Here is a 16083-nt window from a genome sequence, read left to right as displayed (position 1 = left end):
GGGGAGGGGTTCTTTTTCTTAAACAGAAGAAAACCCCGCCCCACCCCTCCCCACAAGGGTGAGGGAGTACTCCGAGCATGCCGCGCCTTCATTAATCTCAAATTTTTTTAACAAAAGGGGCCGCGATGAGCAGCACCGTTCCCGCGACAACGAGTTACTGGAAACGCAACCAGCAGCGCCTCGCGCCCTGGCTGTTTCTGGCGCCCGGCATGATCATGTTTTCGATCTATGTGATCATCCCGATCTTTGAATCCATCTGGATCAGTTTCTACGACTGGGATGGCCTTGGGGCAAAGACCTGGATCGGCGTTGCCAATTATGTCGAGCTTCTCGATGACGAGGCGTTCTACACCTCGCTGAAGAACAACATCCTCTGGCTGGTGCTTTATCTGCTGGCGGTTCCGGCCGGTCTTGCCGTGGCGTTGTTTCTCAACCAGACGGTCACCGGCATCCGGCTCTATAAGTCGCTGTTCTTCTTTCCGTTCGTCATCAGCCAGGTGGTCGTCGGCCTGATCTTCACCTGGTTCTATGCCCCGGATTTCGGACTGCTTTCGGCGCTGATCAAGACGGTGACCGGCGAAAGCATCGCCATCCTTGCCGACGAGCGTTACGTGACGCTCGGCATCATCGCCGCTGGCCTCTGGCCACAGATCGCCTATTGCATGATCCTCTATTTGACGGGCCTCAACAACATCAATCCCGAGCAGGTGGAAGCCGCCCGCATGGACGGCGCCAAGGGCTGGTCGCTGCTCTGGAACATCGTCCTGCCGCAACTTGGTCCCGCCACCTTCATCGCCATCGTCGTCACTGTCATTGGGGCGCTGCGCTCCTTCGACCTGGTGTCGATCATGACCGATGGCGGCCCCTATGGATCGAGCCGCGTGTTGTCCTTTTACATGTATGAGCAGGCGCTGTCCGAATACGGCTACCGCATGGGTTACGGCGCGGCGATCGCGGTCGTTCTGTTCATGATCATGATGGTCTTCATCACGATGTTTATCGTGCGCATGCTGATGCAGGAAAGGAACGCCTGATGTTTCCAACGCCTGTCCAGAAGGCTTCCCCCTGGGTGCGCCACGCCTATACGATCATCCTGCCGGTCGCGCTGATCGTCTGGCTCTTGCCGCTGATCGGCGTCGCCATCACCTCGATTCGTCCGTCCGGCGATCTCGCCGCCGGCAACTATTTCGGCATACCCTCGCGCTTTGCCGGTATCGAGAACTACACCGCCGTCTTCCGGGATTCGCCGATCGGCTGGTACATCCTCAATTCCTTCAAGGTGACGATCCCGACGGTGATCGGCGCGGTCGGGCTTGCCTGCCTCTCTGGGTTCGCTTTGGCGGTCTACAAGTTCCGCGCCAACCTGATCCTGTTCTTCCTGTTCGTCGCGGGCAACTTCATTCCATTTCAGATTCTCATGGTGCCGGTGCGCGACATGACGCTGAAGGCGGGGCTCTACGACAGCATTTCCGGTCTCGTGCTCTTCCACATCGCCTTCCAGACCGGTTTTTGCACGCTGTTCATGCGCAACTTCATCAAGTCGCTGCCATTCGCGCTGATCGAATCCGCCCGTGTCGAAGGTGTCAGCGAGTGGCGGATCTTCCGCTATATCGTCCTGCCCTTGATGCGACCGGCCATCGCAGCCCTTTCGGTGCTGGTGTTCACTTTCATCTGGAACGACTATTTCTGGGCGACGGTCCTGGTGCAGGGCCAGCACGCCATGCCGGTGACGGCCGGGCTCTATTCGCTGAACGGCCAATGGATCGCCGCCTGGCATCTGGTCTCGGCCGGCTCGATCGTCGCCGCCATGCCGCCGGTGCTGATGTTCTTCCTGATGCAGAAACACTTCATCGCCGGGCTGACGCTCGGAGCGACCAAGGGATGATCGCCATGTCCTGCTTTTCCACATTTCAACGTACTTCGGGAGGCAAGGCCAATGGCTGATGTCACACTCCACAATGTCAAGAAACAGTTCGGCGCCGTCAGCGTCATCAAGGGCGTGGATCTCACCATCGCCGATGGCGAGTTCTGCGTCTTCGTCGGCCCGTCCGGCTGCGGCAAGTCCACGCTGCTGCGTATGATTGCCGGGTTGGAAGACATCTCCGCCGGTGACCTGAAGATCGGCGGCAAGGACATGACCCATGTCGGCCCGTCCGAGCGCGGCGTTGCCATGGTCTTCCAGTCCTATGCGCTCTATCCGCACATGACTGTTGCCGACAATATCGGTTTCGGCCTACGCATGACCGGTCACGACAAGGGCGAAATCGAAAAACGCACCAAGCATGCGGCAAAGATGCTGCAGCTCGAACCGCTTTTGACCCGCAAGCCCTCGCAGCTTTCCGGCGGCCAGCGCCAGCGCGTCGCCATTGGCCGCGCCATCGTCCGCAACCCGGAAGTCTTCCTGTTCGACGAGCCGCTGTCGAACCTCGACGCGGCACTGCGCGTGCAGATGCGCACCGAGATCAGCACGCTGCATCAGGACCTGAAGGCGACGATGATCTACGTCACCCACGATCAGGTGGAGGCCATGACCATGGCCGACAAGATCGTCGTCTTGAGTGCCGGATCGATCGAGCAGATCGGCTCGCCGCTCGAACTGTATCATAGACCGAAGAATCTCTTTGTTGCCGGCTTCATCGGCTCGCCGAAGATGAATTTTTTGCGGGCCACAGCCGCGCCTGCAGGCGACCAGATCCGGGTGACGTTGCCGGGTGCCATCGATATTCTGTTGCCTGCCGGTAATGCAAAGGTGAGCGAAGGCCAGCCGGTGACGCTCGGTATTCGTCCCGAACATATCGATGCTGATGCCAGGGACGGCGCCATCCTGTCAGCCAAGCTCAGGCTCGCCGAATATCTCGGCTCCGAGACGATGTTCTATGTCAGCCTTGCCGATGGCAGCGATATCGCCGTCAAGGCCGATGGGCTGGCCACGGCCAAACCGGGCACGGATTTCCGCATCGGCATTCCGCCGAAAGCCTGCCACCTCTTCGACGCCGAGGGCGTCGCCATCATCAATGGGGATCTGACGAAGTAATGCTGGGCGTTTGCTATTATCCGGAACATTGGCCAGAGGCATGGTGGGCAAAGGATGCCCGCCGCATGCGCGAGCTTGGTATCTCTTTCGTTCGCATTGGCGAATTCGCGTGGTCGCGGCTGGAGCCAAAGCGCGGCACGTTCGATTTTGACTGGCTCGACCGGGCCATGGATACGCTGGGTGCCGCCGGTCTGAAAGTCGTGCTCGGCACGCCGACGGCGACTCCGCCGAAATGGCTGATGGACGAATATCCGGAGATCGCCCCGGTTGACCAGCAGGGTCATGTCCGCGGCTTCGGTTCGCGCCGGCATTATACATTTTCCTCGGAAGTCTGGTGGCGCGAGAGCGCCCGCATCGTCGAGATCATCGCCAAACGCTACGGCGAGCATCCGGCACTCGATGGCTGGCAGACCGACAACGAGTACGGCTGCCACGACACGACGCAATCCTGGGGGCAGGAAGACCTGAAGGCATTTCGCCGCTGGCTGAGGCTGCGTTACCAGTCGACCGACCAGCTCAACGAAGCCTGGGGCAATGTCTTCTGGTCGATGGAGGTCAACAGTTTCGACGATGTCGTGCTGCCGAACCTGACGGTCACCGAGACCAATCCGGCGGCGCGGCTCGATTTCTGGCGTTTCCAGTCGGGGCAGGTGGCAGCCTATGACACGATGCAGTGCGAGATCATCCGCAAGCATTCTCCGGGCCGTTGGATCACCCATAACTTCATGGGCTTCGTCAATGATTTCGACCATTGGAAGGTCGGCGAGAACCTCGATATAGCCTCCTGGGATAGTTATCCGATCGGCTTTGTCGAAAAATTTCCGTTCAGCCAGGACGAAAAGAACCGCTGGGCGGAGACGTCGCATCCCGACATCGCACCATTTCATCACGACCTTTATCGCGGCGTCGGCCGTGGCCGTTTCTGGGTGATGGAGCAGCAGCCGGGTCCGGTAAACTGGGCGCCGTGGAACCCGGTGCCGAAGCCGGGCATGGTGCGGCTCTGGACCTGGGAGGCGTTGGCGCATGGTGCCGAAGTCGTCAGCTACTTCCGCTGGCGGCAGGCGCCGTTTGCGCAGGAACAGATGCACGCGGGCCTCAATCTGCCGGGATCGGACGAACTGTCGGCCGGCGGCCGCGAGGCGGAGGTCACCGGCCGCGAGATCATCGAGATGGGCGAACTGCCGACAACGGAACAAGCGCCGGTCGCGATCGTCTATGATTACGAAACCTACTGGAGCGCCGTCATTCAGCCGCAGGGCAGGGACTTCCAGTATCACGACCTTGCTTTCCGCTGGTATGAGGCCGTGCGCAAGCTCGGGCTCAACGTCGATTTCGTTCCCCCGGGTGCGGCGCTCGACGGCTACAAGCTGGTCCTCGTGCCATCGCTGATGATTGTCTCGGAGGCAGCATTTCAGGCATTTGCCGCGGCGGAGGGCATCGTTCTCTACGGTCCACGCTCCGGCTCGCGCACGCGCCAGTTTTCCATCCCCGACAATCTGCCGCCGGGTCCGCTTGCCGCGCTGACGGGTATTCGCGTTACGCAGGTCTCGTCGCTGCGTCCCGGTCTTGAGGATGCCGTCTCCGGGGCCGTCTCGGGCGCTGCCATCCGCTGGCGGGAATATATCGAGACCGACGGCGAGGTTCTTGCGCATTTCACCAACGGCGATCCGGCATTGTCGGTGAAGGGCCGGCACCACTATCTTGCCTGCTGGCCTGATCAGTCTCTGCTACAACAGACGCTCACCCAACTGGCGGCAAAAGCTGGCCTCGAAACGGTGGCGCTGCCCGACCACATCCGTCTGCGCAAGCGTGGCGGCATGACGTTTGCATTCAATTACGGCACCGAATCCTGGGCAAGCCCGGCCACGGGTACCGTCATTCTCGGCGACATCGACGTGAAGCCGCAGACGGTAGCGGCCTGGCGGAAATAAAACTGGCGTTTTGCCCTTGCGTAAAAAACGATCTCCTCCACAAAAGGAGATCGTTTTTCGCATTGGATTTTTTGAATGAGAGCCAGCCTGAGACAGAAAATCATCGAGGTCTGCGATCGCAAGATCGCGGAAAAAGGACCCGGTGTCGGGCTGTCCTTCTACGCGTTCTTTGCAAACCGCAATGATGATCCGGAGCTGCTGATGGAAGCGGCCGAATGGTGGATCCGGACGCACAGGCTCGATCACTTCGAAAAGGCGGTGAAGATCAAGGCGATGGTGGAGGAGATGGCCTAGGCGGCCAAATCCGCCTTTGCCGCAAGGCCCGCCACATAGGTCTCGACGATTGCCCGGTCATCACCCATGGTCTGCAACAGGAACAATTCATCGGCGAGCGAGGCCACCATCTCTGCTTTCAGCGCCATGGCAGGAGTTCCGGCCATGTTCAGCACGATGAAGTCGGCGTCTGTTCCAGGCTCCAGCGTTCCGATCCTGTCCTCCAGCGACAGCGCCTGCGCGTTGCCGAGCGTCATGAAATAGGCGCTTTCCAGCGGGTTTAGCCGCTCGCCCTGCAATTGCTGGATCTTGTAGGCTTCATCCATGGTGCGCAGCATCGAATAGCTGGTGCCGCCGCCGATATCGGTGGCAAAGGAGACGCGCACCGGCTTCTCTCTGGTCATCAGCCGCCGCAGCGGAAACAGGCCGGAGCCGAGGAAGAGGTTCGAGGTCGGGCAATGAACCGCAATCGAGCCGGTCTCGCTCATCGCGTCCATTTCGCGCTCGGACAGATGGATGGCGTGACCGAACAGGGTTTTCGGCCCCAGCAGGCCGTAGCGGGCATAGACGTCGGTATAGTCGATGGCCTCCGGATAGAGCGCACAGGTGAAATCGATCTCGTCGCGGTTCTCCGAGAGATGCGTCTGGACGTGGAGGTCCGGGAATTCGCGCACTAGGGCTGCCGCGGCCGACATCTGTTCCGGTGTCGAGGTGATGGCGAAACGCGGGGTAATGGCGACGTGGTTGCGGCCCTTGCCGTGCCATTGTTCGATCACGGCGCGAGTTTCGTCGTAGCCCATTTCCGGCGTGTCGAGCAGACCTTGCGGGGCGTTGCGGTCCATCATCACCTTGCCCGCGATCATGCGCATGTTACGGTTCAGCGCTTCGGCGAAGAAAGCATCGGCGGAAGCCTTGTGCACGGAGCAGTAGGCAGCGGCGGTCGTCGTGCCGTGGCGGACCATTTCATCAAAGAATTTTCCGGCAATACGCTGAGCGTGCGCCGTCTCGACGAAGCGGCATTCCTCGGGAAACGTATAGGTGTTCAGCCATTCCAGAAGGTTGGCCGCATAGGAGCCGATCACCTGCATCTGTGGGAAATGTAGGTGGGTATCGATGAAGCCTGGAAGGATCAGATGCGGTCGATGGTCAACTTCGGCGGCATCTCCGGGCGCCTGCACCTTGACGGAATCATAGCTGCCGCAGGCAAGGATCACACCGTTTTCGACCAGCAAAGCGCCATCGGCCTCATAAGTATAGGCACCGCTGTCATCGAGGCTCGAGGGAGCACGGTTGAAACTCAGGGTGCGTCCACGGATGAGGGTAGCGGTCATTCTGTCTTGCCTTCCGAAACGGAGCTTTCAAACCATGCGGCCACAAGCTTGCGTTCGTCATTGGTCATGTCGGTGATATTGCCGGGCGGCATCGCATGGCTGCGTCCCGCCTGGATATAGATTTCGCGGGCATGAGCAGCAATTTCCGCGTCGTTTTCGAGCATAACACCCTTTGGTGCCCGATTGATGCCTTCATAGACGGGTTCGGCCGAGTGGCACATGGAACAGCGCGTCGAAATGGCGTCTTTGACGGCCGAGAAATGCGCATTGGCGGCGAATTGCTGGAAGGCGGGCGAGACTTCGGCCTTCTCTTCGCCGGTCAGCACTTTTGGCACTGTCGAGAGCCACATGATGACGATGAAGATGATCAGAGTAACGATCCATGTCCAGGTCGGACGTCCCTTTCTGGCATGGGTGGTATTGAACCAGTGCCGGATGGTGACGCCCATCAGGAAGACCAGAGCCGCGATTACCCAATTATAGGCGGTGGCAAAGGCCAGCGGATAGTGGTTGGACAGCATGAAGAAGATGACGGGCAGGGTGAGGTAGTTGTTGTGCAGCGAGCGCTGCTTGGCGATCACGCCATATTTCGGATCCGGCGTGCGGCCTGCAATCAGGTCGGCGACGACGACGCGCTGGTTCGGCATGATGATGAAAAAGACGTTGGCCGACATGATCGTCGCGGTGAAAGCGCCGAGATGCAGGAAAGCGGCGCGGCCGGTGAACACCTGCGTGTATCCCCATGCCATGATGACGAGCGCCACATAGAGGATGCCCATCAGCGTCCAGGTGTTCTTGCCGAGCGGCGATTTGCACAGGAGATCGTAGAAAATCCAGCCGATCGCGAGCGAACCGATCGAGATCGCAATAGCCGTGGTCGCGGAGATATCCAGCACATGGCGGTCGATCAGGAAGAGATCGGCGCCGCCATAATAGACCAGACAGAGCATGGCGAAGCCGGAGAGCCAGGTGGCATAGCTTTCCCATTTGAACCAGGTCAAGTGCTCCGGCATGGTGGCGGGCGCGACCAGGTATTTCTGGATATGATAGAAGCCACCGCCATGCACCTGCCACTCCTCGCCATAAGCACCAACGGGCAGATGGTCACGCTTCACCAGGCCGAGATCAAGCGCGATGAAGTAGAAGGACGAGCCGATCCAGGCGATTGCCGTGATCACATGCAGCCAGCGAACGGCAAAAGCTAGCCATTCCCAGGCGATGGCAAATTCATACATTGATGTTCCCTTTATGCTTCCTCTGCGCACCTTGCGCAAAAATGCCCGGCGGGGGAAGAGGGCGATGCGGTCGTCAGACGCTATTTGGTGAAGCTGTTGGCTTGCGGGTTGAGTTCGCCGAGAATCCAGTCGCGAAACATGCGGATTTTCGGCGTGTTGCGTCGTGCATGCGGATAGACGACCCAGTAGTTGTGGCCATCGTTGCCGACCAGTTCGAACGGCTGGTAGAGCCTGCCGAGCGCGATGTCGTCCGGGTAGAAATCCGGCGTCAGGATGGCAACACCCTGGCCGGCGATCGCCGCGCGCGCTTCGAAACTCTGGGCTCCAAGCCGGCTGGTCGGCCGTCCCTCCAGATCCGGATCGTCAACACCTGCTGCAGCAAACCACAGCCGCCACCACGGATCGCCAGCATCGATGATCCGCAGTTTCAGAAGGTCACGCGGCTCCTGGATGCCGCCGACCGTTTCGGCAAGCGCCGGGCTCAGCATCGGTGTGAACTCGATGGGCATCAGGGGATGGCTGTCGAGGCCCGGCCAGACGCCGGTTCCTGCGCGGATGGCAAGGTCGGTGGATTCCGCGATGAGGTCGATCACCTTGTCGGTGGTGGTCAGCCGTACGGCGATGTTCGGATGGGCGAGCTGAAAGCTGCCGATGTTGCGGGCGAGCCATTGCGAGGCAAAGGTTGGCGTCGAGTTGATCAACAGGGCGCTGTTGACATCACCGCGCGCCGATAGCACCGCTTCCTGCAGCATCTCGAAAGCTTCGGTAACACGTGGTGCGAGTTGCTCGCCAACATCGGTCAGCACAATCTGCCGTGGCCGCCGCAGGAACAGCGGCTCGCCGACATTCTCCTCGATCAGCTTGATCTGATAGCTGACCGCCGTCTGCGTCATGCCGAGTTCAGCGCCTGCCTTGGTGAAGCTGCCCAGCCTTGCCGCCGCTTCGAACACGCGAAGCGCATTGAGCGGAAACTGTTTCGACATTTTCATGGATAAGTTCTCTTAATGCATGCTGACGGTTGTTCGATTGGAATTGGAGCATGTTTGCGCGCATGCTGCAATCACATTCACGAAAACAACAGGTGCCGTCATGGATTGCCAAGCAATTGAAAGATATCAACCAATGTCGCGCAAGCGCAGCGAGGGATGGCGCTCCGTGCTGGCAAGACTGCTCTGCGGGTTTCAACCACGCTACCCGAGGCTCGATCTCGAAGTGATGTCCGAATACATGAAGAGAGACTTGGGATTCATGGACGGTCGCGACCCGCGTGAGGATTCGGATATGACGCGATAGACCCTGTTTGCCGCCGGACATATTCAGAAGGTCCGGCGGTGTGATGTCAGCGTGGTACGCCCAGTTCGCCGCGTTCCAATTGTTCGAGATAGATGAATTCCGGCGCCTCGACCCCGGCCTTGGCGCGGATCTCGACCAACCGGTCGGACTCGAAAAATGCTCTCGCCGCATCGAGTGAACTCCATAACGCATAATGGACGATCCGGTTGGGGTCGGTATCGTATTTCAGCACTTGATAGGCGATCTCACCGGCCTCGCGGCGGATGCCGGCAGCGGCGTCGAAAATTGCCTTCCAGGCGGGGTAATCGGCGACCTCATGGATGATCAGAACGTAGGGCATGGTTTTCCTTCGATGGATTGGAGGGAGCGTCGCATCATGCCTTTGCCGTGAATGTAGCATTGGCTCTGGAACGGCGTGTCTTTGTTTGCAGGGGACGCCCTCTTCAACGGCTTGTTCGGCCAGGGATTGATACCGTCGCGCAGCCAGAGCAGGCTATCCAGCCAGAAACCGGCGGCGTGTCGTTTGTGAAAGAGGCTGAAATGGCCGATGCGGTCGAAGCCAAGATCTGTCGGTGACAAGGCGGCTTCGGCAGGACTGGCATTTTCATAATATTTGAGCGCCCGGCGAATGGCATTCGAGGTGCCGATGTCATCATCCGTCACTCCGATCGCCAGAATGTTGGCGGTGACGGCAGAGAACCGCCTCAAAATATCCGGCCGGTCTTCGCGCCGATGGGTAAGTTCCATGCGGGCGCGGCGAAAACTCCAGTCTCTCGCCACCCCTGCCGGAAGGTCTTCCAGCCAGCCGAGCATCCTGCCGGGGAAATATCCGCATATCGCCGTCAGGAGCGGCATGGCGAGATGCCATTTTAAAAACAGGCGCAGGCGTTGATCTCCGGCATAGTCGCGCCAATAGGCATATTGGGCGCCGACAGTGAGCATGCGGTCGACCAGCGGCGCGTTTTCCGCAAAGCCGGGCAGGAACCCGCCGATGCTGTGACCGACCACGAGCCTGGGGCCATACGGTATATGGGTGTCCAGAAAGGCGAGGGCTGCAGCGAAATCCAGTTCACCCCAATCCGCCCAGCGATAGGTACAGCCGCGCAGCGTGGCGGGCCGCGACTGGCCAATGCCGCGATAATCATAGGTCAGCACCGTGAAACCGTGACCGGCCAGAAACCGCGCATAGGGGTGGTAATAGCGTGCGAGCACGCCGGTTGCCGGGTTGATGATGACGGTGCCGCAATGATTAGCAGCCTTGCTTACCCAGATATGGCCACCAAGCCGAACGCCGTCCGCGCAGACAATCCCGACGGGCCAGCCGTCCATCTCCAGCATGATCGTTCTCCGGCGGTTTCGATGGCTTTATCGTAGGCGAGAGCATTGCTTGTGTATATTCACTGGTCGGTATACATTGAGGTATGGCAGCACCCGCTCTTCCCACCCGAGACCGCATTGTTTCTGCGGCTTCAAAGCTGTTTTACAGCGAGGGCATCCGTGCCGTCAGCGTCGATGCGGTGGCGGAAAAGGCGGGAGTGACCAAGCGCACGCTTTACTACCATTTCGACAGCAAGGACGACCTGATCGCCGCTTATCTGGAAGAGCGTGACCAGCCCAATCTGGCCCTGTTCAAACGATGGTTTTCAGAAACGGAAGGCGATGTCGCCGACAAGGTGCGGGGCATCTTCCTCAATCTGGCGGTTGCAGCCCGGCATCCACGCTGGAAGGGCTGCGGGTTTCTGAGAACGTCGGCTGAGCTTGCCAATATGCCCGGTCATCCGGCGATGAGGATCGGTGCCATGCACAAGCTTCGGGTCGAGGACTGGTTAGACAGCGTTTTCGAGGCGGCGGAATTGGGTGCGCAGGCGCGGATGCTTGCCCGGCAGACGATCCTGCTGCTGGACGGCTCTTTTGCCGTCGTCCTCCTGCATCGGGACCCCTCCTATATGGAAACAGCGGGCGAGGCCGCACATGCGCTGATCCGTGCCTCCATGCCGCGTCCGTAGAGGCTACCGCGCATGCAGCGCGACGAGAATCTCTGCCGCAGTCATGGCAGCGATCACCGAGGGGCGCTTGTCGCTGACGGCCTTGCCGCCGATGGGCAGGACGAGCCTGCCGATCGCCTCGTCGCCGAGGCCGTCCTTCTTCGCCCAGTTTGAGAACGTTGCACGCTTGGTCCTGGAGCCGATCATGCCCACGTAAGCAAGGTCGTCGCGGGCGAGTGCTTCCCTGGCAATGAGGAAATCCAGCGCGTGATCATGTGTGAGGATAACCACGGCAGAACCCGGCGCGATCTCCTTGACGATCGCCTCCGGCATGGCAACCAGGCGATGGCTGGCACCGGCCGACATCAGGTCGAGTTCATTCTTCCGGGTTTCCACCGCGTAGGTCTTCAGCGGTAAAAGCAGGAGTGCGTCTGCCAGTGCGCGCCCGACATGGCCGGCCCCGAACAGCCAGACCTCCGGCAGGGCCTGCAATCGTTGCCTCAGTTTCCGGTCGAGTGCTGCGCGGGTGGCGTCATCGCCGATCCGGAATGTCAGAACCACGCGGCCCCCGCAGCATTGGCCGATATCGGGGCCGAGCGGGATGTCCATCTCCAGTTGGTCATTCACACCTGCGAGCAATGCTCGTGCATGGTCGATCGCCATATGCTCCATCTGGCCGCCGCCGATCGTACCATGCGTGTCTGCCGGAGAGACCAGCATGACCGTGCCGGCTTCGCGGGGTGTCGATCCGAAGGTCTGCTTGATCTCGACGATGACCAGCTTGTGTTCGCGCGCAAGGAACGCTTCGAGGCTGTCGATTGCAAAGTTCATTTCAAGGCTCTTTATGCTCTTCCTGTCCGCAGGCGCTCGACGGCCATCAGGATGCGTTCCGGAGTGGCCGGTGTATCGAGCCGCGGGCATTCGCGGTAATCGGCGACACTGGCAACCGCCATCGACAGGGCTTCGAGAACCGAGATCGGCAGCATGAATGGCGGCTCGCCGACAGCTTTCGAGCGGCCGATGGTCATCTCGGCATTTTCGGCCCATTCCGCCAGCTTGACGTTGAAGATCTTTGGCCGGTCGGAGGCGAGCGGAATCTTGTAGGTCGATGGCGCGTGGGTGCGCAGTCGCCCCTTGGCATCCCACCACAATTCCTCGGTCGTCAGCCAGCCCATGCCCTGCACGAAAGCGCCCTCGACCTGACCGATATCGATCGCCGGATTGAGCGACTTGCCGACATCGTGCAGCACATCGACCCGGTCGACCATATATTCGCCGGTGAGCGTATCGATAGAAACTTCTGAGACCGAGGCGCCATAGGCGAAATAATAGAACGGCGTCCCACGGCCGGTATTGCGGTCCCAGTGGATTTTCGGTGTCTTGTAAAAGCCTGCCGCCGAGAGTTGTACGCGGGCAAAATAGGCCTGCTTGATGAAGGCTGGGAAGGGCACCAACTCATCGCCGATCTTCACATGATTGGGTACGAAAGTGATGTTTTCCCGCTCGGTCTGCCAGCGTTCGGCGGCGAAATCGACAAGCCGCTCCTTGATCTGCCGGGCGGCATCATAGGCCGCCATGCCGTTCAAATCCGACCCGGAGGAGGCGGCGGTTGCCGACGTGTTCGGCACTTTGCCGGTGGTGGTCGCGGTGATCTTGACGTTGGTGATGTCGACCTGAAAACTGTCGGCCAGAACCTGCGCCACCTTGGTATAGAGCCCCTGGCCCATTTCGGTGCCGCCATGGTTCAGGTGGATCGAGCCGTCCTGATAGACATGCACCAGCGCGCCCGCCTGGTTGAAGGCGGTCATGGTGAAAGAAATGCCGAATTTGACCGGTGTCAGCGCGATACCCTTGCGGATGATGCGGCTGGTCTTGTTGAAGTCGATGACCGCCTTGCGCCGCGCCTGATAATCGGCGCTCTCTTCCAGCTCCGCGACAATGCGGTGGATGATGTTGTCTTCAACCTGCTGATGGTAGGGCGTCAGGTCACGGCCGGAGCCTTTTTCGCCGTAGAAATTCACCTTGCGGATATCGAGCGGGTCCTTGCCCAGCGCATAGGCGATCTCCTCGATGATTCGCTCGCCGCCGACCATGCCCTGCGGCCCGCCGAACCCGCGATAGGCGGTGTTGGAGACGGTGTGGGTCTTTAGGGGTTGCGAGGTCAGTTTTACATGCGGATAGAAATAGGAACTGTCGGCATGGAACAGCGCACGGTCGGTGACCGGGCCGGACAGGTCCGAGGAATAACCGCAGCGGGCGGCATAGTTCGCCTTGACCGCATGGATACGGCCGTCGTCATCGAAGCCGACATCGTAATCGACAAGGAAGTCGTGCCGCTTGCCGGTCGCGGTCATGTCCTCGTCGCGGTCCGGCCGGAATTTCACGGCGCGCTTCAGTTTCTTCGCGGCCACTGCGGCGAGTGCCGCAAACTGGTTGCCTTGTGTCTCCTTGCCGCCAAAACCGCCGCCCATGCGCCGGACCTGCACGGTCACGGCGTTGGATGGGACCCCAAGCACGTGGCCAACCATATGCTGCACTTCGCTCGGGTGCTGGGTGGACGACCAGACGGTGATCTCGTCGTCCTCGCCCGGAATGGCCATGGCGATATGGCTTTCGAGATAGAAATGCTCCTGTCCGCCGATCCGCATCCGGCCGGCCAGGCGGTGCGGGGAGAGCTCAAGCTCCGCTTCGGCATCGCCCCGCGACAATGTCAGCGGCTTGGTGACAAGCTCGGCGCCGTTCTCCAGTGCGTCGAGAATATCTGTGTGATGCGGCAGGTCGCGATAGATGATTTTTGCCTTGCGGGCAGCCCTTCGGGCAATGTCACGTGTCTCGGCGATTACGGCAAATGTGGGCTGCCCGTGGAATTGCACCAGACCTTCGGCCAGCACCGGCTCGTCATCGAGATGGCTGGGGCTGATATCGTTGGAATGCGGCATGTCTTTTGCGGTCAAAACACAGACGACGCCGGGCGTTGCCTCGACGTCGGACAGGTCCATCGAAACGATCTCGGCATGGGCGCGGTCGGTCATGCCCAAAGCGCCATGCAGCGTACCTGCCGGTTCCGGAATGTCGTCGATATAGTCGGCTGTGCCCGAGACGTGCTTGTGGGCGCTGTCGTGGCGCAAATTCGAATGCATGGAACCGGCGATGGTCTTGCGTTCCTCGAAGGTGGAGTTGTCCATCAGTAGGTTCCTTCGCTTCTTTCTCTTCTCCCCAGCGGGGAGACGGTGGCCCGAAGGGCCGGATGAGGGGGAGCCGCACAAACTGGACTTTGCCGCAAGACCCCCTCATCACCTCGTTCCACTCGCCACTTCTCCCCGCTGGGGAGAAGAGGAAAACCGCCGCCCGCACTCATGCCGTCACCTCAAAGCGGACGAGTTCCGCCTTTTGTCCCGAAGTTTCCAAAAAGAACCGCAACAGAAGGTTCTTCGCCGTCAGCATGCGATAGGCGGCCGTGGCCCGCCAATCCGTCAGAGGCTGGTAATCGGCATCAAATGCGGCCTGAGCGGTCTTAACGGTTTCCTCGTTCCAGAGGTTCCCGACCAACGCTTTTTCGACATTGGAGGCCCGCTTTGGTGTCCCGGCCATGCCGCCGAAGGCGATCCGGGCGGAGGCGACGGTGTTGTCACTGTTGAGCGAAAGGCGGAAAGCGCCGCAGAGCGCTGAGATATCCTCGTCACGGCGTTTGGAGATCTTGTAGACAGCGAAATGATCGTCCGCAGGCAAATGCGGCACGAAAATGCTTTCGACGAACTCGCCGAGCTTGCGATCCTGGCGGCCGTACTCAATGAAATAGGCTTCGAGGGGCACGGTTCGCTGCCCGGTTTTCGAACGCAGATTGACGCTGGCACTGAGCGCGATCAGCGGCGGCGGCGTATCGCCGATCGGCGAACCGTTGGCGACATTGCCGCCGATCGTGCCCATGTTGCGCACCTGCTCGCCGCCGAGACGGTCAAGCATGCGGCCAAAGGCGGGATAGCGGGCGGAAATGGCTGAAAACGCTGCGGAGTAGCTGACACCAGCCCCGATCACGATGCCATCCTCCGTTTCGCGAATGAACTGCAGGTCTTCCAGGCCGTTGATGAAAATGACCGGATTCAAGGCACGCATCTGCTTGGTGACCCAAAGCCCAACGTCGGTGGACCCGGCAACGATGGTCGCCTGCGGGTGATCGGCCAGCACCTCGGCAAGATCAGCTGCCGTGCCGGGCACGATCAGGGTAGCATCGCCGCTTGTCATGTGGATTGTTTGTGGCGAGCGGATTGCGGTTAGCTTGCTGATGATACCGTTCCGGGCCTTGACGATCGGGTCGAACACGGCATCGGGTCTGGCCTTCGCCACGGCTTCCGCCGCCTTGACGATCGGCTCGTAGCCCGTGCATCGACAGAGATTGCCTTGCAGCGCCTTTTCGATATCGGCCCGGCCTGGATTGTCCTTCGATAGCCAGAGGCCATAGAGCGACATGATGAAACCGGGCGTGCAGAAACCGCATTGCGAGCCGTGATAATCGACCATCGCCTGCTGCACCGGGTGCAGTGTCCCATCTTTGGCCGCCAAGTGCTCCACGGTGACGACATGGGTGGCGTTCAGCGAGCCGGTGAAGCGGATGCAGGCATTGACGCTTTCGTAGACGAGTTCACCGGCCGATAGCCGTCCTACCAACACGGTGCAGGCGCCGCAGTCTCCCTCGGCGCAGCCTTCCTTGGTGCCGGTCATACGCTTTTCGAGGCGCAGAAAATCGAGCAGCGTCGCGGTTGGCTGCACGGTGGTGAGCGCAATCTCCCGATCGTTCAGGATAAAACGGATGCTGCCGGACGACTGTGTCATTCTGTCTCTTCTTTTCATTTCGACTCTTGAAACTATGCCCAAAACCGGCACCCTGACAATTGTGTTTTTGCCGTTTTCCGCCCGGTCTTTCAGGGTGAGCGCGGACATCTGGATTTGCGTTTTGTTTTCGTTTGACATTCGTTTTTGTATCGTATTGAAGTTTTTGAAATG

Annotated in this window: 14 protein-coding genes; 6 read left to right on the top strand and 8 right to left on the bottom strand. The window is 60.0% G+C overall.

The annotated features are described in order from the left end of the window. The first annotated feature begins 125 nt into the window (after positions 1 to 125). From ACSQ3J_RS15405 to ACSQ3J_RS15385, 5 genes are all read left to right on the top strand, one after another. A complete protein-coding gene (locus ACSQ3J_RS15405; RefSeq protein WP_060505816.1) occupies positions 126 to 1034 on the top strand; it encodes a carbohydrate ABC transporter permease in 909 nt (302 codons plus the stop codon). Then, positions 1034 to 1885: a carbohydrate ABC transporter permease gene (locus tag ACSQ3J_RS15400; RefSeq protein WP_060505815.1), complete on the top strand. Its 852-nt coding sequence runs from the start codon at positions 1034 to 1036 to the stop codon at positions 1883 to 1885. The genes ACSQ3J_RS15405 and ACSQ3J_RS15400 overlap by 1 nt, the downstream gene beginning before the upstream one ends. Before the next feature lie 51 nt (positions 1886 to 1936). Continuing rightward, positions 1937 to 3034: an ABC transporter ATP-binding protein gene (locus tag ACSQ3J_RS15395; RefSeq protein ID WP_436039490.1), complete on the top strand. Its 1098-nt coding sequence runs from the start codon at positions 1937 to 1939 to the stop codon at positions 3032 to 3034. Beyond that, positions 3034 to 4965 carry a beta-galactosidase gene (locus ACSQ3J_RS15390; RefSeq protein ID WP_436039488.1) on the top strand — a complete coding sequence of 644 codons (1932 nt, stop codon included), beginning with the start codon at positions 3034 to 3036 and terminating at the stop codon, positions 4963 to 4965. The genes ACSQ3J_RS15395 and ACSQ3J_RS15390 overlap by 1 nt, the downstream gene beginning before the upstream one ends. A gap of 75 nt (positions 4966 to 5040) precedes the next feature. Then, positions 5041 to 5259, top strand: coding sequence for a DUF6500 family protein (locus ACSQ3J_RS15385; RefSeq protein WP_060505812.1), 219 nt, complete (start codon positions 5041 to 5043; stop codon positions 5257 to 5259). Here ACSQ3J_RS15385 and guaD read toward each other — a convergent pair. From guaD to ACSQ3J_RS15360, 5 genes are all read right to left on the bottom strand, one after another. After that, positions 5256 to 6569, bottom strand: a complete 1314-nt coding sequence (gene guaD / locus ACSQ3J_RS15380; protein WP_436039486.1) for a guanine deaminase — start codon at positions 6567 to 6569, stop codon at positions 5256 to 5258. The two genes, ACSQ3J_RS15385 and guaD, sit on opposite strands and share 4 nt — an antisense overlap. Next, positions 6566 to 7804: a urate hydroxylase PuuD gene (gene puuD / locus ACSQ3J_RS15375; protein ID WP_436039484.1), complete on the bottom strand. Its 1239-nt coding sequence runs from the start codon at positions 7802 to 7804 to the stop codon at positions 6566 to 6568. The genes guaD and puuD overlap by 4 nt, the downstream gene beginning before the upstream one ends. Before the next feature lie 80 nt (positions 7805 to 7884). Further along, positions 7885 to 8793 (bottom strand): LysR substrate-binding domain-containing protein, encoded by a 909-nt coding sequence (locus tag ACSQ3J_RS15370; RefSeq protein ID WP_060505809.1) that lies wholly within the window; start codon positions 8791 to 8793, stop codon positions 7885 to 7887. A 350-nt stretch (positions 8794 to 9143) separates the two neighbouring features. Beyond that, positions 9144 to 9437, bottom strand: coding sequence for a putative quinol monooxygenase (locus tag ACSQ3J_RS15365; protein WP_060505807.1), 294 nt, complete (start codon positions 9435 to 9437; stop codon positions 9144 to 9146). After that, positions 9422 to 10435, bottom strand: a complete 1014-nt coding sequence (locus ACSQ3J_RS15360; protein ID WP_436039481.1) for an alpha/beta hydrolase family protein — start codon at positions 10433 to 10435, stop codon at positions 9422 to 9424. Before ACSQ3J_RS15360 ends, ACSQ3J_RS15365 begins: the two co-directional genes overlap by 16 nt. Before the next feature lie 83 nt (positions 10436 to 10518). Here ACSQ3J_RS15360 and ACSQ3J_RS15355 point away from each other — a divergent pair, with 83 nt between their 5' ends. Continuing rightward, positions 10519 to 11103, top strand: coding sequence for a TetR/AcrR family transcriptional regulator (locus ACSQ3J_RS15355; protein ID WP_436039479.1), 585 nt, complete (start codon positions 10519 to 10521; stop codon positions 11101 to 11103). Positions 11104 to 11106: 3 nt separating this feature from the next. Here ACSQ3J_RS15355 and xdhC read toward each other — a convergent pair whose 3' ends face one another. The 3 genes from xdhC to xdhA all read right to left on the bottom strand — a co-directional run bounded on the left by xdhC (position 11107) and on the right by xdhA (position 15912). Then, on the bottom strand, positions 11107 to 11901 hold the full coding sequence (xdhC, locus tag ACSQ3J_RS15350; protein WP_436039595.1) for a xanthine dehydrogenase accessory protein XdhC: 795 nt from the start codon (positions 11899 to 11901) through the stop codon (positions 11107 to 11109). A 23-nt stretch (positions 11902 to 11924) separates the two neighbouring features. Next, positions 11925 to 14267, bottom strand: a complete 2343-nt coding sequence (xdhB, locus tag ACSQ3J_RS15345) for a xanthine dehydrogenase molybdopterin binding subunit (protein WP_060505804.1) — start codon at positions 14265 to 14267, stop codon at positions 11925 to 11927. Between the two features lie 169 nt (positions 14268 to 14436). Next, entirely contained in the window at positions 14437 to 15912 is a 1476-nt protein-coding gene (gene xdhA / locus ACSQ3J_RS15340) for a xanthine dehydrogenase small subunit (protein ID WP_436039477.1), read from the bottom strand. Positions 15913 to 16083: the final 171 nt, after the last annotated feature.

The sequence above is a fragment of the Rhizobium sp. LjRoot98 genome, from assembly GCF_964252935.1.
GTDB lineage: Bacteria > Pseudomonadota > Alphaproteobacteria > Rhizobiales > Rhizobiaceae > Pararhizobium.
The sequence above is the reverse complement of the archived record's forward strand: the minus strand, read 5'-3'. Positions and strand labels throughout refer to the sequence as shown.